Annotated in this window: 23 protein-coding genes; 20 read left to right on the forward strand and 3 right to left on the reverse strand. The window is 61.7% G+C overall.

Going from position 1 to position 16,234, the window contains the following annotated elements:
* Positions 1-27: 27 nt before the first annotated feature.
* The 16 genes from AB3G45_RS19035 to AB3G45_RS19110 all read left to right on the forward strand — a co-directional run bounded on the left by AB3G45_RS19035 (position 28) and on the right by AB3G45_RS19110 (position 12,840).
* Positions 28-843, forward strand: coding sequence for a tyrosine-type recombinase/integrase (locus AB3G45_RS19035; protein ID WP_367832026.1), 816 nt, complete (start codon positions 28-30; stop codon positions 841-843).
* Positions 844-1,069: 226 nt separating this feature from the next.
* Complete coding sequence (locus AB3G45_RS19040; protein ID WP_367832027.1) at positions 1,070-2,275, forward strand: tyrosine-type recombinase/integrase; 1,206 nt, start codon at positions 1,070-1,072, stop codon at positions 2,273-2,275.
* The gene (locus tag AB3G45_RS19045) at positions 2,268-3,014 is read left to right on the forward strand and encodes a hypothetical protein (protein ID WP_367832028.1); all 747 of its coding nucleotides are present in this window, start codon (positions 2,268-2,270) and stop codon (positions 3,012-3,014) included. The genes AB3G45_RS19040 and AB3G45_RS19045 overlap by 8 nt, the downstream gene beginning before the upstream one ends.
* Before the next feature lie 154 nt (positions 3,015-3,168).
* Positions 3,169-3,345: an AlpA family transcriptional regulator gene (locus AB3G45_RS19050; RefSeq protein WP_084437816.1), complete on the forward strand. Its 177-nt coding sequence runs from the start codon at positions 3,169-3,171 to the stop codon at positions 3,343-3,345.
* 11 nt (positions 3,346-3,356) lie between these two features.
* Positions 3,357-3,569: a hypothetical protein gene (locus tag AB3G45_RS19055; RefSeq protein ID WP_367832029.1), complete on the forward strand. Its 213-nt coding sequence runs from the start codon at positions 3,357-3,359 to the stop codon at positions 3,567-3,569.
* On the forward strand, positions 3,566-3,874 hold the full coding sequence (locus tag AB3G45_RS19060; RefSeq protein ID WP_367832030.1) for a hypothetical protein: 309 nt from the start codon (positions 3,566-3,568) through the stop codon (positions 3,872-3,874). The genes AB3G45_RS19055 and AB3G45_RS19060 overlap by 4 nt, the downstream gene beginning before the upstream one ends.
* Entirely contained in the window at positions 3,871-4,317 is a 447-nt protein-coding gene (locus AB3G45_RS19065) for a hypothetical protein (protein WP_367832031.1), read from the forward strand. Before AB3G45_RS19060 ends, AB3G45_RS19065 begins: the two co-directional genes overlap by 4 nt.
* Entirely contained in the window at positions 4,314-5,744 is a 1,431-nt protein-coding gene (locus AB3G45_RS19070; RefSeq protein ID WP_367832032.1) for a replicative DNA helicase, read from the forward strand. Before AB3G45_RS19065 ends, AB3G45_RS19070 begins: the two co-directional genes overlap by 4 nt.
* A gap of 1 nt (position 5,745) precedes the next feature.
* Positions 5,746-6,657, forward strand: a complete 912-nt coding sequence (locus tag AB3G45_RS19075; protein ID WP_367832033.1) for a YdaU family protein — start codon at positions 5,746-5,748, stop codon at positions 6,655-6,657.
* Positions 6,654-6,836, forward strand: a complete 183-nt coding sequence (locus AB3G45_RS19080) for a hypothetical protein (protein ID WP_367832034.1) — start codon at positions 6,654-6,656, stop codon at positions 6,834-6,836. The genes AB3G45_RS19075 and AB3G45_RS19080 overlap by 4 nt, the downstream gene beginning before the upstream one ends.
* Entirely contained in the window at positions 6,829-7,125 is a 297-nt protein-coding gene (locus tag AB3G45_RS19085; RefSeq protein WP_367832035.1) for a hypothetical protein, read from the forward strand. Before AB3G45_RS19080 ends, AB3G45_RS19085 begins: the two co-directional genes overlap by 8 nt.
* Positions 7,126-7,227: 102 nt before the next feature.
* Positions 7,228-7,557, forward strand: coding sequence for a hypothetical protein (locus tag AB3G45_RS19090; RefSeq protein WP_367832036.1), 330 nt, complete (start codon positions 7,228-7,230; stop codon positions 7,555-7,557).
* A 126-nt stretch (positions 7,558-7,683) separates the two neighbouring features.
* Positions 7,684-8,757, forward strand: a complete 1,074-nt coding sequence (locus tag AB3G45_RS19095; protein ID WP_367832037.1) for a hypothetical protein — start codon at positions 7,684-7,686, stop codon at positions 8,755-8,757.
* Between the two features lie 2 nt (positions 8,758-8,759).
* Complete coding sequence (locus tag AB3G45_RS19100) at positions 8,760-12,161, forward strand: hypothetical protein (protein ID WP_367832038.1); 3,402 nt, start codon at positions 8,760-8,762, stop codon at positions 12,159-12,161.
* Positions 12,162-12,190: 29 nt separating this feature from the next.
* A complete protein-coding gene (locus AB3G45_RS19105) occupies positions 12,191-12,631 on the forward strand; it encodes a DUF5681 domain-containing protein (protein ID WP_367832039.1) in 441 nt (146 codons plus the stop codon).
* Positions 12,628-12,840, forward strand: a complete 213-nt coding sequence (locus tag AB3G45_RS19110) for a hypothetical protein (protein ID WP_367832040.1) — start codon at positions 12,628-12,630, stop codon at positions 12,838-12,840. The genes AB3G45_RS19105 and AB3G45_RS19110 overlap by 4 nt, the downstream gene beginning before the upstream one ends.
* A gap of 150 nt (positions 12,841-12,990) precedes the next feature.
* On the opposite strand, the gene AB3G45_RS19115 is transcribed toward AB3G45_RS19110, so the two are convergent.
* Genes AB3G45_RS19115 through AB3G45_RS19125 form a run of 3 tightly spaced genes read right to left on the reverse strand, consistent with a single transcriptional unit; the run spans position 12,991 to position 14,264 of the window.
* A complete protein-coding gene (locus AB3G45_RS19115; protein WP_367833623.1) occupies positions 12,991-13,218 on the reverse strand; it encodes a hypothetical protein in 228 nt (75 codons plus the stop codon).
* A gap of 59 nt (positions 13,219-13,277) precedes the next feature.
* Positions 13,278-14,018, reverse strand: coding sequence for a helix-turn-helix domain-containing protein (locus AB3G45_RS19120; protein ID WP_367832041.1), 741 nt, complete (start codon positions 14,016-14,018; stop codon positions 13,278-13,280).
* A 3-nt stretch (positions 14,019-14,021) separates the two neighbouring features.
* Positions 14,022-14,264 carry a hypothetical protein gene (locus AB3G45_RS19125; RefSeq protein ID WP_367832042.1) on the reverse strand — a complete coding sequence of 81 codons (243 nt, stop codon included), beginning with the start codon at positions 14,262-14,264 and terminating at the stop codon, positions 14,022-14,024.
* Between the two features lie 116 nt (positions 14,265-14,380).
* Here AB3G45_RS19125 and AB3G45_RS19130 point away from each other — a divergent pair, with 116 nt between their 5' ends.
* From AB3G45_RS19130 to AB3G45_RS19145, 4 genes are read left to right on the forward strand one after another with little or no spacing between them, the layout of a single operon-like run.
* Positions 14,381-14,722 carry a hypothetical protein gene (locus AB3G45_RS19130; RefSeq protein WP_367832043.1) on the forward strand — a complete coding sequence of 114 codons (342 nt, stop codon included), beginning with the start codon at positions 14,381-14,383 and terminating at the stop codon, positions 14,720-14,722.
* The gene (locus AB3G45_RS19135) at positions 14,722-15,054 is read left to right on the forward strand and encodes a hypothetical protein (RefSeq protein ID WP_367832044.1); all 333 of its coding nucleotides are present in this window, start codon (positions 14,722-14,724) and stop codon (positions 15,052-15,054) included. The genes AB3G45_RS19130 and AB3G45_RS19135 overlap by 1 nt, the downstream gene beginning before the upstream one ends.
* Positions 15,051-15,416 (forward strand): hypothetical protein, encoded by a 366-nt coding sequence (locus AB3G45_RS19140; protein WP_367832045.1) that lies wholly within the window; start codon positions 15,051-15,053, stop codon positions 15,414-15,416. The genes AB3G45_RS19135 and AB3G45_RS19140 overlap by 4 nt, the downstream gene beginning before the upstream one ends.
* Entirely contained in the window at positions 15,417-16,217 is an 801-nt protein-coding gene (locus AB3G45_RS19145; RefSeq protein ID WP_367832046.1) for a hypothetical protein, read from the forward strand.
* Positions 16,218-16,234: the final 17 nt, after the last annotated feature.

Consider the following 16,234-nt stretch of genomic DNA (forward strand, 5'->3'; position numbering starts at 1 on the left):
CAGGAAAAAGCAATCAACCTGTGATGGTTGCTCGACAGTTACGTCGATATCCTCTGGGAACCGGGCTCCCACAAGTATAACGTGTCGTCCTTCCTCGGCGAACTGGACGAGATCCTGCTGGGCGCCACCTTTTCCGATTTCACCGATGCAATGGTGGACGGCCTGATCGCGGCGCTGCGCGCACGCGGCAACAGCAATGCGACGATCAACCGGAAGATGGCGGCACTCAGCAAGCTTCTGCGCAAGGCGCAGAAGATGGGCGACATAGCGGGCCTGCCGGAAATCAAGCGCCAGCGGGAAAAGGCCGGCCGCATCCGCTTTCTCGACCCGGACGAGGAAACGCGGCTTTTCGCGGCCATCCTCGATAAATCCGATCTCTACGGCCGCTTCTGCACCTTCCTCATCGATACCGGTGCGCGCCTCGGCGAAGGCATCGGCCTGCAATGGCAGGACATCCAGGGCGAGCGCGTCACCTTCTGGGTGACGAAGAGCGGCAGGAGCCGTTCCGTGCCGCTCACCGAGCGCGCCGCAGCCGCCGTCCGTGCCTCGGACCGACGAAGGCGCGGTCCCTTCGCGAGCATCTCGCAGGCGAAATTCCGTGCGGCCTGGAACGAGGCGAAGCTGGAGGTGGGGCTCGGCACGGATCCGGACGTCGTGCCGCACATTCTGCGTCACACCTGCGCCTCGCGCCTCGTCCAGGGCGGCATAGACATCCGGCGCGTCCAGACCTGGCTCGGCCACCAGACGCTGCAGATGACCATGCGCTATGCCCACCTCGCCTCCAGCGACCTGGATATATGCGTGCCCATCCTGGAGCGCGCCGCGCCCGCCGGCCAGGCCTGACCGTTTCCAAACGCCACCCGCGCTTCTCCCGGGAGACGTTATCAGCCATTTGATTCAAAAGGGAAAAACTGGCGGAGAAGAAGTCCGCTACACTCGCATACGCGCTTGTTCATCCCCGTTCAAAATAATCCTTATTCCCCTATGGTCCGCGCCATGGCATGTTCAGCGGCGTTCACTTTTGTTCACGTCTAGCCGCGAACGAAAATGGGGAAGGAAGTGGGGAAGGATGACAAGGGCCCTCAACACACTCAACGATGTGAAGGCGAAGAACATCAAGAAGGCCGGCCGGCATAGTGACGGCGGAGGACTGTATCTCAATGTCGCCAAGGGCGGCTCGAAAAGCTGGCTATTTATGTGGACCCGCGACGGCAAGCGGCGCGAAATGGGCTTAGGGGCTTATCCAGCCATCGGCCTCGCGACGGCACGGGCCGCTGCTACCAAGTTTCGCGAAGTCGTCGCCCTGGGCGGAGACCCCATCGCCGACAAGGCGAAGGAGGAAGAGCCGACGTTTGCACGGTGCGCAGAGATGTTCCTGGAAACCATGAAATCCGGCTGGCGGAATGAAAAGCATCAGGACCAATGGGAAATGACGCTCGGGGACGCCTACTGCAAGGATATTCGTTCGCTCCGGGTTTCTAACATTGGCACCGACCATGTTCTAAAGGTGCTTTCTCCGATATGGACGGAAAAGGCTGAGACAGCCTCGCGGCTGCGCGGTCGCATTGAACGCGTGCTCGACTTTGCAAAGGCTCGTGGCTGGCGCTCCGGCGAAAACCCTGCCGCCTGGCGAGGCAATCTCAAGCTCCTGCTCCCGTCCAGAAAGCGGCTCAGCCGCGGTCACCATAGCGCGATGCCGTACGATGTCCTGCCATCCTTTATGGCCACCTTGCGCGAGGCCGAAGGACTTTCAGCGCGCGCCCTGGAGTTGCTTATTCTCTGCGCCAACCGGTCGGCGGAGGTGCGGTTGGCCGAATGGTCAGAGTTCGACCTTGACGCCAAGCTATGGGTTATCCCTGCTGCGCGCATGAAGATGGGCAAAGAACACCGCGTTCCTTTGTCGGATCCCGCGATCAACATGCTTCGTAAGCTTCATGAGCAGCGTCACGGATGCTACGTCTTTCCCGGCCAGAAGCGAGACAAAGCGCTTTCCGTTATGGCGCTGACCATGCAATTGCGCCGGCTCGACATGGGGCATTTCACGGCGCATGGCTTTCGCAGTTCGTTTCGCGACTGGTGCGGCGATGAGACCAGCTTCCCGCGGGACATTGCCGAAATGGCACTCGCCCACAAAATCGGAGACGCCACTGAGCAGGCTTATCGTCGTGCGGACGCACTGGAGAAGCGGCGCCGACTGATGGAGGCTTGGGCCAAATACCTCGAGCCGAAAACGAGTGGGAACGTCGTCAAACTGAAAGGGGCTAAGAATGGGTAACCCAACCCCGCGCTTGCCTTTCTCCTCGTTTGATGGCCCTACGCCCGAATTGAACCTCACAGAGGAGGATTGGCTAGAGCTCGAAGTACTTCTGGAGCGTAAGATCCACGCCAGCGCCAGGGAAAAGCTGCTCCACCTTGTGTCCAACTACTTCGATCACAAACGAGCGGAAGATAACGCGGCGACATATGCCGACGCCTTGCGTGCTGTAGGTCAAATGGAGAAGCAGCTGGCCGGATTTTGGGAGCTTGTCCACGCGCCAGACCAGTCCGACGCATCGTATAAGGTCATGGCTGACTTCGAATACTTTTTGCGGTCGAGCGACATTCCCCTCTCACCGACGCGCCTATCGATGCGCGATCCGGAGACGGGAGAGGACTATGAAACTGCGCTACCAACCCGATACGAACTTACAATGAATGACGTGAGCAACGTCGCCATAGAGATGAAGGTGGCCCTGAACCGAGTGAGACAGGACTATGAGCAGGCGATTGCCGAGAAGCCGAAGCACTTTGAGCCGGGGTCGTCATTCAAACGTTTTGGCGTGAAGGTCAGAGCGTGGGCAAGCGAGCACGAATTCCCCAAGGGGTTTCTGGACAAGACGAACAGGCCGGACGGGACGCCGCTAGCTATTTTCCTCTTCCGGCTTAATCAGCACTTCCCCGAGGCATATCGTTCAAGTGTTAAACGCGCGTCTGCACTGGGTAGACGCTTGGAGAGGGAATTAGAGGCCAAGTAGCGTGCCACCCCCAAATACTGCGCACTGGTAGAGAAGTATTTGGTGGAGTTTTACCCCATTTAAGTCGATGAAAATTATTTGTATTTGGGGCAGCGCATAACCCTCGCGCTCATGTGACCATCCGCTCGTCTGTTAGCGAGCAAGGATGAACAACATGACGAAAATCGCTGTAACTCTTCCTGAAGCTGTTGCGCTGAGCGGCATCGGCCGCACGAAGCTCTACCAGCTTTTCAAGGACGGCACGCTGAAGCCGCGGAAAATCGGTTCGCGCACTCTCGTTATCGTGGAAGAGCTTGAGGCCTACCTTAAGAATCTTCCGGTTGCCGCTTAACGGGGGCGACCATGAAAAGGAAGAACCCCGCCGCGGGTATCCGGGGCGAGGCTCGAAATATCCAGCATCTTGGCGGAGCTGATGTTTCGAACCTTACCGAAAACACCCACAAAACTCAATCTGAAATGCTGGCGGCCCGCTCCGTCATGCGCAGGTTCGGCATCTCCTATTTCCATGCCGTAACCGTCTGCCAGCTCCATGGCCTTGGAGGTACGGCAGCATGAAAAAGTTCACCTTGCGCGCAGTCATCACCCTGCCGGACGGCTCCGAAAGCCTGCCGGTTACCGTCATCGGCCGGCAGGCCTGGATGCTCGATCAGTTGATACAGGCAGGACCCCGCGGCCTGACATCGATCGAGCGGCCGGCACCACGGATTTCACACTACATTTTCCGCCTTCGCGGAGCCGGTTTCGACATCGATACCGAGTATGAAGACCACGGGGGGCAATTCCCGGGAAGACATGGGCGGTTCCGCCTCCTGTCTAGGGTCCGGATCATTTCGGACAGCCGGAAGGCGGTGGCAGCATGAAGAATATCAAAGCTCGCCACATCGGTTGCAAAGAAATCAACGGCCGGGCGGTGGGGTTCTTTACCCCGCCGCACGGCGAACCGGATTTCCTGTGGGTCGAGGTTGAGGCTTTGGCCGGGGCGTTCTTGCCAGAAGACGCAGCGCGCCGGATGCTGGAGCATTGTCAAAACTTCGACCGGGATAATCGGCCCGTAGTAGCTGCTCAAAACGGTAGCTCAATCGTGACGATCATGTGCCACGCCATGGCGCAAGGCCTCTGCGGCGCAATCGACCAACTACACGACTATCAGAAATCCGATGATGAATGGGGCGGCGGCCCGGCAGAAACCGCGTACTGCGTAGCTGCTGGCCAGATGATGGCTGACCATTGGCCGCTGCCCATCGCGCAGCTTGCCGATGCCTTTCACAATCAGGGCGGCCCATTCATGCGGGGTGGAAAATGAGCACCGCCCTCGACGCCAGCTATATCCCTGAACTGGAGCAAGAGGTGCTTGGCGCGCTCCTCCTCTCCGGTGACGTCAAACATGTACCCGGCTCTTTGGAGCCGGGACACTTCATCGAACCCTTCCACCGCGAACTGTTCGCCAGCATGAAGCAGGCGGCCGACCAATATCGTTCCGTCCGGCTGGATCTCGTCCGCAATGTGCTGGCCGCGACCGTCGACCTGGAGGGGGTCGCAAAGCAGATCGGCATTCCCGTGCCGGAATACCTCGCCCGTCTGGTCGGGGGCACCGTCCGCGGCGCCGCCGGCTTGAAGGACAGCGTTCCTGCCATGATGCACCAATGGGCACGCTTTTCGGTTGGGCGGGAGGCTGAACGCCTGCTTCTCGCCGCGGCCGATCCTGGCACCAGTCCACCCGAGTTGATCCGCACGGCGTCTCACGCTCTTGACGATGTTTCGTCCGCTCTCCGGCGCGGCAAGCATCGCAAGACCCTGTTCAGCATCGGCGAAGCTTCAGAGAATGCTGTCTCGGCGGTATCTGAAGCGATGAAGCAGGGCGGCGGCCTCACGGGCACGACCTGGGGCCTCGCCGATGTAAACCGCGCCACGGGTGGAATACAGGCGGGGGAGATGACCATCATCGGCGCCCGCCCGTCGATGGGCAAGACGGCCGTGGCCCTCTCCATCGCCATCCAGGCGGCACAGGCCGGTGCCGGTGTAGGATTTATCTCGCTGGAGATGGCCGCACGCTCCTTGGCTTTGCGCGCGCTGACCGACATTGCCTTCAACGAACATGGTTCGATTGCCTATGCCGACCTCCTGACCGGCCGCGTCAGTGAAGCGGAGTTCGAACACATCGTCCTGTCGCAACGCAAGCTAGATGCGCTTCCGTTGATGATCGAGGACGCTTCCGGCCTGTCCATGCCCGAGATCCGCGCCAAGGTGGATCGCATGGCGGAGAACGCCGAGCGGGCCGGCACGCCGCTGAAGGTGCTGGCGGTGGACTATCTCCAGCTCATCGCGGCCTCGGCACGCTATCAGGGCAACCGCACGGCGGAAATCACCGAGATATCGGCCGGCCTGCGAAATCTCGCCCGCGAATACAATGTGGCGGTGCTGGCGCTCTCACAGTTGTCGCGCCAGGTCGAAAGCAGGGACGATAAACGCCCGATGCTCTCCGATCTGCGGGAAAGCGGCTCGATCGAACAGGACGCCGATACGGTCATCTTCCTGTTCCGCGAGGCCTACTATCTCGGCAAGGCCAAGGGCAAGAACGCCGACGACGAGGCCGACCGCATGGAGAAGCTTGCGGCCTGCCAGAACAAGCTTGAATTCATCATCGCCAAGCAGCGGATGGGCGCCACCAGGACGGTGGACCTGTTCATCGACGTTGCCAGCTCCGCGGTGAGAAACGCAGCGAGGACATAGCATGGCACAGTTCCCTGCCTTCCCCCTTTGGACGGACGCTTATCTCGCCGATACGGGCCACCTGACCACGATCGAGCACGGCGCTTACATGCTCCTGCTCATGACCATGTGGCGCGCTGGCGGCTCCCTCCCGAACGACGATAAGCAGCTTGCCCGATATGCGCGAATGACGGCTGCGCAGTGGGCTCGGATCAAGCCGACGATGATGCCGTTTTTCAAGGTCTCTCCTGACAGCATCACCCAAGGCCGTCTGACAGATGAGCTAGTTGCCGTCAGACAGAAGACGGCCAAGCAGTCTGACAACGCACGGGCTAAGTGGAGGAAAAATAGAGATATGAGGCATGCCGATGCATATGCCACTGACCCCCATTCGCATATCCCGAATGGATGCCACCTTGATGCCTCCCAAACCCTGAACCTTAAAGAAGAAGATAAATCTTCTTCTATTTTGTCCGAAACGGGTTCGGACCACGGTGCCGGAAAGAAGGTCAGGACCAGCTACCCCGAGGCATTCGAAGCCTTCTGGACTGCATATCCGAAGACCCCCAACATGGCGAAGAAGGAAGCCTTCGACGCCTGGAAGAAACTGACCGACGAAGAGCGGGGCCAGTGCCTCCAGGCCATTCCCGGCTATGTCGCCTTCCTCAAGACGAAGCCCGACCTTGAGACGATCCACGCCTGCCGCTTCATCAGCAAGCGCCGGTTCGAGGGTTTCGTTGCGACCGCCACCTCCTCAGCCGCGGCGGTGGACGACGCTCGATGGGCGACCCGCCTCAACTATGCCCGGCACCATGGGAAGTGGGATTTCGCGGGATGGGGGCCGTGCCCTGGCTCCGATGGTTGCCTCGTCCCGGCCTCGTTGCTCCAAGCTGGCGACGGGGACGGCTGGACGAAATTCGAGGTGGCAGCATGACGGCGCCCGACGATCCGATGCGCGCCGCCGCTCTCTGGTTGGCCGCACAGTCCGAGCCTGTCCCGCACGTCATCCCCGCCCTGAAGGAGCGCTTCGGCCTGACCGGGCTCCAAGCCTGCCAGGCCATCGCCCTCGCAAGAAACATCACGCCCCAGCCAGGAGGCCAGAACGATGAATGAAGAGATTGAAACCGGCGCCCCGTGGGTGCGGCTCGAAATCGTGAGTGTCACGCTTGGCGCCTACTTCCGCGAGGACAGCAGGAACGACCTCGTTCTTGTTCAGACCATCACGGATCTGCCGTGCATCGTGCTGGAGCTGGTATCCACCGACAACAACCGGACGGCCGTGGGCATCGCTCTCAGCTCTCCGCTGGCTGATATCCGGGACAGTGCTGTTGGCCTTGCCGAGAGCTTCGGCGTGCCTCTCGTCGACTGCACGCTTCCGGCCGCGCGGCGTGCACAGATGTGAGGGGGCGGTCATGTCGATTGGTGACTACCTGCAAACCTGCCTCATCGTCTTCGCTGTCTGCATCGTTCCGGCCTACGGGCTCACCATCTGGAGGCTGAACCGATGAACGCCGCCAATCGGATCGAGCCCGAGGAGGGCAACGTCATCGCGCTCGTCGATGCTTCGACAGTCAGGCTCCACATCCTGCCCGACGAGGTCATGACAGTTGCCGAGGCAGCGGCCCATGCCGGCAAGACCACGAAAACCATTCGGCGCTGGTGCGAGGAGTTCGGCATTTCTCGCCAGGTGCGCAAGAACTCCCCGGTTCAGGTCTCCCGGATCGCGCTCGACATGGTGATCCATGGCGACTGGCCAGCGTTGGAGCGGCTGAAGGCTGGCGACCGCGCTCACCGCCTTGTGACGTTCTACCGAGTGCTTGCCGACCTCGATTGAGCAAAAAAAGTTGGCCCGAATGTCCAACCATGTCCAACGGTGGGCAACTATGTCCAACGGTGTCCACGTTGCTAAATGACTGAAACAACTGTATATTTTTCGAAATTCAAACCAAGGAATTCCGCCATGGCAGGCACTTTTCTGGATCTCTTCCGCGGTATGGGCGCCGGCAATGCTGGAGGCACGCAAACGCCTGCCGCAACACCTCAGCGGGCGCAGGGCAATGGTTTCCTGGGCGGCTTCAACCCCGATGCGCTCCTCGCGATCAGCACAGGGCTCCTGACCGGCAGCAACCCTCAGGAGCAGCTTAGCAACGCGGCCATGGGGTTCGCCAACTACCGCAAGGACGCGCGCCAGCGAAACCGCACGCTGGAAATACTGGGGAAGGACAACCCTCAGCTCGTGCAGGCCGTCGAAGCCGGTATCCTCACCCCATCCGACGCCTTCAGCCTGCACTACAAAGAGGCGCAGGAAGCGAAGAAGGCTCAGCGCCCCAGCCGAAAATTTCAGACCTTGCCCGATGGCACGTTCGGATGGGCTGACGAAAATGCGGGAACGTGGATGCCTCTGGGCACGGCGCCGAAGGAAAAGACCCAGCCCGCCCTTGCGCAGGAATACCAGTTCGCGAAAGAGAATGGGTTTGAAGGCGGCTTCACCGATTATGTTCAGTTGAAGAAGAGCGGCGGTGCCAACGGGGGCCAGGGCGGTAAGGCTCCGTCAGGTTACCGTTGGACCGATGACACGCAGTCCGCGCTTGAACCCATCCCTGGCGGACCCGGCGAGGAAATCCCCGGCGAACTTGCCGCCCGGATCGGCATGGCCAAATCTTTTCTGGAGCGAGCCCCAGCGCTTCGCCAGCGGCTCGCTCAGGGCGATGTCACAGGCCCTTGGGACCAACGTATGGCCCGAAACGGGCTTGGTGAAAAAGGGCAAGTTTATCAGGAACTGGAGTCCGGCGTCGATGTTCTGATGCGCCTTCTGACGGGTGCCGGCATGAACCAAACCGAGGCAGAAGCCTACGCCCGCCGGTATCTGCCGGGCACCATGGACACGGCCGAAACAGCCGTTCAAAAGCTGGACCGCCTCACCGCAGAGCTTCAGGCCACGGCGTCGGAGGCTGGTAAGGGCCGTGGTGGCTTCCAATCGCCTCAGCAGGGTTCGGGCCGCATTGACGAACTCGTGAAGAAATACGGGGGCTAAGCATGGCCACTCTTCAACAGCTTGAAACGGCCCTCATCAATGCTGATGCAGCCGGCGACACGGAGGCGGCAACCGAGCTTGCCCGCGAGGTCGGCCGCATGCGCCGGGAGCAGTCGGCCGCGCAGGAGCCAGCACCGGAGGGTGATGGGCTGGCTTTGAACGCGACGGCCGGGCTTAACCAGGGGATCTATAACACCCTCGGCGCCCCGGTCGATTTCTCGCGCTGGCTGATCAATAAGGGTGTCGCGGGCGCGAACGCACTCGGCGCAGACCTTCCCTCCATCCCGTCTGACAGCTTCGGGGGCAGCGAATCCATTTCCTCCATGTTCGGCGCAGTAGGCGTCCCCGAACCGAAGGACATTCAGGCGCTCACCCCCGAGGAGCGGATTGCCCGCGGTGTCGGCGAAGGTGTCGGCTATACCGTCACGCCTGCCGGTGTCGTTGGTGGTGCCGCGCGAACTGGTGCGCTGACTGGGCGCGCGCTCGATACAGCAACGCGGATGTTCGGCCCCGGCAACAGTGTTGGGCGCTTGGCTGGAGACGCCATAGTGGGCGGCGCCTCCGGTGCCGGTGCTGCCGCCGCCATGGATGCCGCCCCTGACGAATACGACGCCTTGGCCGGTATCGGCGGTGGTATGGCCGGCGGCGGCGTTGGTGCGCTTGCAGCGGGTATCCCTGCGATGGTTCAGAGTGGATACCGCATGGCAAGGGATGCAGCCGCCCCGCTCTATCAGGCCGGCCGTGAACGACTGGCAGCCAGCCAACTCGCAGATAGCGCGACAGACCTGTCCACGTTCCGACGCTCTCTGGAGGAGCCCGCAGAGGAGCTTGTCGCCGGATCTCGGCCGACCACGTTCCAGCAGACAGGCGATATGGGCGTTGGCGGCTTGGAGCGTGGTATTCAGACGAAACGCCCTGAAGCTTTCCAGCAGCGGCGTGTTGATCAGAATTCGGCCCGGCTTGCCGCCCTTGAAGGCGTCCAGCGTGACGGCTCTCCTGAAAAGGTGGCCGATGCCGCCCGGCAGATCGTCCAGGCCGTCAGCGAGCGGGCGCAGGCGGCCTATGACGATGTGGTTACCAGGGCGACGGCGCGGGCGGATGAAACCGCCGCAAATGCTCGCCGATCTGTCGATGACGCGGCTGGTGGTCTCGGCATCCTCTCTCAGCGCATGGGCGAAGGTGTCGGCTCGCGTGCCAGCGGTGATGCAATGCGTTCGTCTCTTGAGGAGGCTCGCGCCGCCGCCAAGGCCGCAGAACGCTCGCTGTGGCAGGCCGTGGACCCGGACGGCTCTCTCGCCCTTCCTGCGCAGAACACGCGCCAGCAGGCGGCAACCCTGATTGCTGAGCTTCCCCGCTCTGCCAAGCCCCCGAGCGGGGAAGAGGGCGCCATCTTCGAGGTGGCGGGTCAGTATGGCGACACGATACCGTTTTCCGAACTGACCGCGCTCCAGAGCCGCATCAAGACGGAGATGCGCGCCGAGCGCCGCAACTTCGGGGAGACGCCCGCCTATCGCCGCCTCTCCATGTTGAGCAAGGCGACCGATGCTGATATTGAATCTGCAGTCGCGGGCAGGATCCAACAGGAAGCGCAGGCGGTTGCCAACGGGCAAATGGCTGAGGCTGACACGCTCGCCGCGCGTTGGGGCTCCCTTGTCGAACAATCTCGAAATCGATGGCTCGAAAATCGCGGACGCGGAGCTGGTGAGGGAGCTTTCGAAAGCACTGGAACCGTTGGAGCCGGCCGACAGGCCTTTATTTCTCCAGCATCTGGAGGCGGAAGCCAAGCGCGGAGCGGACATAACGACGCTTCGGGCAATCCGGGCGTACAGGAGACGAGCCTCCTCCCCAACTTCGACCCCGGCGCCCGAGACCGACTAGACGCCGCCCGCTCGGCCACCCGAGAGCGCGCTGACACGTTCGACAACAAGACGCTCGGCCCGATGCGCCGCCGCCCCGCCTATACCGCCCCCTATGATATGGCGGCTGAATCGGTGCCGGCGAAGGTGTTCTATGGCCGGCCGGAGAGCGCGCGCGCCATCGATCAATATCGCCGGGCAGTCGGCCAGGAAGTCGCCGACCAGCAAATCCAGCAGTATGCGGTTTCGAAGCTGCGGCAGGCCGCCTTCAATGCCGATGGCACGGTCAACCCGTCCAAGCTGGACACCTGGCGGCGTTCGCATGCTGATGCACTCGACAAGCTTCCTGCCCTCCGCCAGCAGGTTGACCAGCTTGCCATGTCCTCACGCGGTCTTGCCGATCGGACAGAGGCGGCCACTCGGATTGGCAAGGATGCCGCCAAGGCGTCGAACGCGGAGATTGCCGCGGCCGCCCGTCGCCAGCGGCTCATGACGGACGCGGCGCAGCGCAGCCGCCTCGGCAAGGTCATGAACGCAGACAGCGGTGAAGCCGTCGTCAGGCAGATCGGCAATGTCTTCGCCCGACAGGATGCCGGATCGGAGATGATGAAGCTGAACCTTGCCACGCGGGGCGACCCGGAGGCGCGGGCCGGCCTTCGCCGTGCAGTCGTGGACCACATTCTCGGGAAATTCGTTGGCAATGCTGAGGCCGGTACGAGCGGCCAATCCCTCATCAGGGGCGAGGCCTTCCAGACGTTCGTGAAGGAAAAGGTGGGTGCGCTGCGATCCGCCGGCTTCACCGATGACGAAATCAAGACCATCCAGAACATTGCCGCAGACATTCGCCAGTCGAACCGCTCGATTTCTGCGTTGCGCATTCCCGGCGGCAGCAACACCGCCCAAGATATCTACGCCGCGGCCAAGAGCGATGCGGCCGGTTCGGTTCTTTCTCGGATCCTGGGGGCATATGCGACGGGCGGCAGCATCGTGTCCGCGGTGGGTGGGAAGATGGCGTCAGCCCTTCGCGAGGCCGGTTTCCAGAGCGTCGATGATATCCTTGCCGACGCCCTTTTGAACCCGGCGCGCGCCAAGCTCCTGTTGCAGCAGATGCCGAAGAACGTCGAAAGCAGCGCGCTTGATCGGCTGACGGAGCTTTACCGTCGTGTGCCTGGCGCTACGGCCGGAACCATTCGCGATGACGGCGAGCGCCAGAAGAAGGCGGCTCGGCTCGGCGGCGGCAATCAAACGCACCAGTGGATTGCGCAACGCCTCAGTGCATTCGGTGGCATGGGTGACGATGAAATCAGCGGTGTCATGGATGCGTTGCGCTCCGATCGATCGGGGGCCGCCGGGAGAGTGATGAAAGACCTTATCGGCTTGGAGCGCATGAACCTCTCCGAGGCCGATAAGGGGGCAGCTATCCGGTACATCCTGGAAGGTACGCTGGGACAGAGCCCGAACACTCCCGCATCTCGTTGGAGAGGGCAGCGCAACGGTGACACCGACAAGGTGCCGTTGGAAATCACGGTGCCGGTTCCGGTGCGATAGGTCTGCCAAAACAGGGGCACTAGCAGGGTATGACGAGAGAAAACACGCCGCCAAAAGGCAAGCGATTTGAGCCCGGTCAGTCTGGCAACCCGAGAGGGCGCCGTGCCGGTTCGCGCCCGAAAGCGCTGATGGCTCTCGACGCCCTCGGCGAAGGCGAGGCCGAGGCAATCGTGTTGGCCATGGTAGAGAAGGCAAAAGAGGGTGATGCAACCGCGGCGCGGACCATCCTCGACCGTGTGTGGCCGGCGCGGAAAGGCGCTCGTCTGACGTTCGACCTCCCCGAGGTCAATACCGCCGAGGATCTGCCCGACGCCGTGGCCGCCATCACGCGCCAGGTCGCAGGCGGCGAAATCTCCCCGGATGAGGGCGCCACCGTCGTCACGCTCCTGGAGGCCCATCGGAAGGCTATCGAGACGAGCGAGCTTGCCGCCCGTGTCGCTGCACTTGAAGAAAGGATGACGAAGAAATGAGCGCCAATCTTCTGAACCGGCTCGAAAAGCTGGAGGCAACCGCCGCGTCGAGAGACCGGCCCTATCCCCGCGTTGTCCGGCTCGTCACCAACCAGGGTGAGGAAGAGGCCGCCTATAGGGAAGCGGAGGCTATGGGTATCGATACGAGCCCCGACAGCAAGGATATCGTCATCCTCCGCACGATTGTTCCCTCTCCGCGTCCCACGTAATCGGAGTAAGCCACCATGGCCAAGGTCAGCACCGTCATTGACACCATCCTTGCCGAAGGCCGAAATAATCTCACACGCGGAGCGTTAGTCAATTGCGGCCTATTTCGGGGGTTTTGGGGGTGACCCTCCTGGGGCCTTTGCGGTTTGCGGTTACGTTCGGCGCCGGTCTGCACCTTGGTCTTGTGTGGGCTGGGCGACAGGCGTCCACATCGAGCCATTCTGCCGGCACTGAAGATCGATCGCCACAAGGTAGTCATGCCGTTCTCGAGCGACGTGCGCGCACGGGATTGCGGCCGCTACCATCTGGCGCTCAAACGTCTCAACCGCACGGCCGATGATGTGATGGGCCTCCCGCTCTGACCGCGCGTTCTTGAGCATGCCTGCAATTTTCCGTGCATGGCCTACTCGCTGCCGGCCCGGGAATGGAATGATTTCCGTCACGCTGCATCCTCCCAGCAAATCACCGTTTCAAGGAGCCGATAGGCACGTCCTGCGACTGGATCGCTTGTATGGTCGCCATCCATATGTATTTGATCGAGGCGACCATACAGGAGGTCAGCCAACTGCCTGCTGAACAGCCTCCCATTTTTGATCTCCCGATCTAATACGGCTACGAAGGCATGATTCTCTCTGATTGCCAGAACTTTCTGGGCAACGTCATCGTCTGAGACATCAGTGTTCGCGCCATTCGAATGAATGGTGCCGACCCGGAACACGTGTTCATTACCAGTGTTCCCTTCCGAGGGTTTGGGCGCAATTTCTTGCGCCTGGGTAGGCGCAAGTTTCTGCGCCAGGGGGGCGCAAGTTTCTGCGCCTGGTCTCCGCCGTTTTTGTTGTTCCACGACCTCGACGCCGTCACGGGCGCGTGCCTCATATGAGGCGACATGGTCAGCGAGCGCAGTCCACTGGATCTGATAGGCGCTACTGTTCTGGTTGCGCAAACGTCGGGAAATGAGGCCGGACGAAACAAGTTCCTGAACGGCGGTTTGAACACTTCGCCGTGAAAGTCCCGTCTCACGTCTGATTCTTGCTTGCCCGGGGTCGCATCTGCCCGTCGTCGCGTTTGCGTGCCAGACAAGCCACGCGCCAACGCGGCGGGCTGATGGCGAGAGATCAGGCAACCAGTGAAGCGCATACAAAGCCTGGGTCTTCTGGCCCTTCGCGGGTGCTGCCGCCATCGTTCACTCTTTCTTGCCGGCGAGGCGAACGCCGGGATTGCCGTGGTTGAGGAATTCGATCCCGAACCCTTCGAGCGCCCGCTGTACCGCCTGAACATTCGTGGCCCGGCCAGAGATGCTGGACGCTGCTGAAGCCTCCATGCTCCGAATGGTGTTCACATGGACATTCGCAGCCGATGCAAGCTCGGTCTGCTCCACCCCAGCCAGTGCGCGGGCGGCCTTCAATTGATTGCCAGTGGTCAGCATCTCTGTCTCCGATCAATGAGAAAATGTTTACCACACACAGAAACACGTTCACAACGACAGTTTCTGTAATAGTGTATGAAACACAGGTTAAGGTTAATGACAAACAGGAAACGACGATGCCGGGAACCACCGTTCGGGCAAACGCCCCAGCTATGCCTAAGTTCAACCTCTCGCAGATCATGAAAGCCGCATGGGCGCACTATCGCCGCGCCGTGGCGTATGTCGCCAGCAATCCCTACCTGCGCGGCACCATCGTCCGGTTCGGTGATTGCCTCAAGGCGGAATGGAAGCATGCCAAAGCCCAGGTCGCCAAGGCGAGGCTGGCCGCCGCTGTGGTCGCCCGCATCGACGCCCTGAAGGCCGAAATCCTCACCCTCGACTGCAAGCCCTTCGGTGTCCGCATCGGTGCCGAGCGCGCCGCCTTGTCGGCGGAACTCGCAACATTGGAGGTAGCGTAATGGAAAAGCCCACGTCGATTTATCTCCTGCTCGCCACCTATTGGCAGCGGGTGGACGAGCTAACCGACGCCATGCGCCGCACGGATGACACCGGGTATGACACTCCGGAGCGCGAAGCAGCATTCGCCGCACAATTCGAAGTCGGTGGGCGCCTTAACGAAGCGGAACAGGCTATCGCCGCATTCCGTCCCGAATGGCCATATGAGGCCAAAATCAAAGCTGATTTCCTGCACCGCCTCGCCGCGGAAAATAATGGCAGGCTGGAAGACGACGTGACGGCCGCTCTCCTCTCATCCCTTCCTGGCCTCGTAGAGTGGAGGGCACCCGCATGACGGAAGCGCTCGCACGCCTCGGCGCCACCTTCGCCGCCCTCATGGCCGATTACCGCGCCGCACAGTCTCAGCTTGCCGCGCTCCAGCACGAAGCCGACCGCACCGCGGCCGATGCCGGCATGGCCTACGGCTCCTCGGCGTGGTCCGAGCATCGGTTCGCCGTCACCGGCCGCACCGTCCACCACGTCAATGAGCTGTACGGGAAGCTGGAGGATCTGGCACAGGCCATCGCGCCGATCCGTCCCGCCTGCTTCGCCGGCCTTCTCATCAAAGCCCGCGCTCACCAGTTCGCGGGCAACCCTGCCGCCATCATCCCGGAAATCGAAGCCCTGGCACTCGCCAGCAATCAGGAGGCCGCATAGATGACCACGACCCGTCGCACCTTCCTTGGCGGCCTTGCCGCTGTATCCATCCCGACCGGCGCTGCGGCCGGCGCCATCCCCACCCAGACGGCCCGGGACGAAAATCCCGAGTTGTTGGCCGCCTATGACCGGTTCCTCGCCGCCCGTGCGGAGGTTGTCGCGGCAGAGGACGCCCTTGAATGGCTCGCCGACGAGTGGCGGCACCTGTGGCCGCTGGCGCCGGAGGAAATCCTTGGACACGCCCACGCAGACAGGCATACGGCGGGAGCAGAACGCGATATCGCCGGTCGCATCATCGTCCGAGATACCAGCGATTTCACGCGGGCCAAACGCAAATGGCGGGAGGAGTACCCGAGAGCCTGCTTTACCGTGCACGATCCGGATTGGTTTCAGGACGTCATCGACAAATGGGAGAAACCGCGCACCGGCAAGACCGAGAAGGCGCTCTCACGGAACCGCGCCGAACAGGCCCGGGTACTCTCAAAATATCGCCGCAAGCTCCGTCTTTCGGAGGAGTATTTCGCCGAGACGGCGCGCCTAATCAAGGCCTCGGGCGTCGAGCAAGTCAAGCAGCGGATCAAAACCGCCAAGGCTGAACTGGATCGGGCGTGCACCGATGTTTCCTATGAGCCGGCTTACACCGTCGCCGGTTTGCGCGTGAAGGCTGAAGCCCTCCAGATCCAGGACGACGGTATGGCGTCTTACATGCGCGACAAAGGCGGCTCCCTTGGCGCTATGGCCCGCTTTATCGATGCGACTCTCGCAGTTGTAGGCATGACGCCCGGTTCCGCAAAATCCTGACCTGAACCTATTCCCAT

The organism is Shinella sp. S4-D37 (assembly GCF_040812195.1).
Classification (GTDB): Bacteria; Pseudomonadota; Alphaproteobacteria; order Rhizobiales; family Rhizobiaceae; genus Shinella.

What these genes read in the sequence shown, in the direction of transcription:
- AB3G45_RS19040 (WP_367832027.1), top strand. Translation starts at nt 1,070, where the DNA reads ATGACAAGGGCCCTCAACACACTCAACGATGTGAAGGCGAAGAACATC.
- AB3G45_RS19045 (WP_367832028.1), top strand. Translation starts at nt 2,268, where the DNA reads ATGGGTAACCCAACCCCGCGCTTGCCTTTCTCCTCGTTTGATGGCCCT.
- AB3G45_RS19050 (WP_084437816.1), top strand. Translation starts at nt 3,169, where the DNA reads ATGACGAAAATCGCTGTAACTCTTCCTGAAGCTGTTGCGCTGAGCGGC.
- AB3G45_RS19055 (WP_367832029.1), top strand. Translation starts at nt 3,357, where the DNA reads ATGAAAAGGAAGAACCCCGCCGCGGGTATCCGGGGCGAGGCTCGAAAT.
- AB3G45_RS19060 (WP_367832030.1), top strand. Translation starts at nt 3,566, where the DNA reads ATGAAAAAGTTCACCTTGCGCGCAGTCATCACCCTGCCGGACGGCTCC.
- AB3G45_RS19065 (WP_367832031.1), top strand. Translation starts at nt 3,871, where the DNA reads ATGAAGAATATCAAAGCTCGCCACATCGGTTGCAAAGAAATCAACGGC.
- AB3G45_RS19070 (WP_367832032.1), top strand. Translation starts at nt 4,314, where the DNA reads ATGAGCACCGCCCTCGACGCCAGCTATATCCCTGAACTGGAGCAAGAG.
- AB3G45_RS19075 (WP_367832033.1), top strand. Translation starts at nt 5,746, where the DNA reads ATGGCACAGTTCCCTGCCTTCCCCCTTTGGACGGACGCTTATCTCGCC.
- AB3G45_RS19080 (WP_367832034.1), top strand. Translation starts at nt 6,654, where the DNA reads ATGACGGCGCCCGACGATCCGATGCGCGCCGCCGCTCTCTGGTTGGCC.
- AB3G45_RS19085 (WP_367832035.1), top strand. Translation starts at nt 6,829, where the DNA reads ATGAATGAAGAGATTGAAACCGGCGCCCCGTGGGTGCGGCTCGAAATC.
- AB3G45_RS19090 (WP_367832036.1), top strand. Translation starts at nt 7,228, where the DNA reads ATGAACGCCGCCAATCGGATCGAGCCCGAGGAGGGCAACGTCATCGCG.
- AB3G45_RS19095 (WP_367832037.1), top strand. Translation starts at nt 7,684, where the DNA reads ATGGCAGGCACTTTTCTGGATCTCTTCCGCGGTATGGGCGCCGGCAAT.
- AB3G45_RS19100 (WP_367832038.1), top strand. Translation starts at nt 8,760, where the DNA reads ATGGCCACTCTTCAACAGCTTGAAACGGCCCTCATCAATGCTGATGCA.
- AB3G45_RS19105 (WP_367832039.1), top strand. Translation starts at nt 12,191, where the DNA reads ATGACGAGAGAAAACACGCCGCCAAAAGGCAAGCGATTTGAGCCCGGT.
- AB3G45_RS19110 (WP_367832040.1), top strand. Translation starts at nt 12,628, where the DNA reads ATGAGCGCCAATCTTCTGAACCGGCTCGAAAAGCTGGAGGCAACCGCC.
- AB3G45_RS19115 (WP_367833623.1), bottom strand. Translation starts at nt 13,218, where the DNA reads ATGCTCAAGAACGCGCGGTCAGAGCGGGAGGCCCATCACATCATCGGC.
- AB3G45_RS19120 (WP_367832041.1), bottom strand. Translation starts at nt 14,018, where the DNA reads ATGGCGGCAGCACCCGCGAAGGGCCAGAAGACCCAGGCTTTGTATGCG.
- AB3G45_RS19125 (WP_367832042.1), bottom strand. Translation starts at nt 14,264, where the DNA reads ATGCTGACCACTGGCAATCAATTGAAGGCCGCCCGCGCACTGGCTGGG.
- AB3G45_RS19130 (WP_367832043.1), top strand. Translation starts at nt 14,381, where the DNA reads ATGCCGGGAACCACCGTTCGGGCAAACGCCCCAGCTATGCCTAAGTTC.
- AB3G45_RS19135 (WP_367832044.1), top strand. Translation starts at nt 14,722, where the DNA reads ATGGAAAAGCCCACGTCGATTTATCTCCTGCTCGCCACCTATTGGCAG.
- AB3G45_RS19140 (WP_367832045.1), top strand. Translation starts at nt 15,051, where the DNA reads ATGACGGAAGCGCTCGCACGCCTCGGCGCCACCTTCGCCGCCCTCATG.
- AB3G45_RS19145 (WP_367832046.1), top strand. Translation starts at nt 15,417, where the DNA reads ATGACCACGACCCGTCGCACCTTCCTTGGCGGCCTTGCCGCTGTATCC.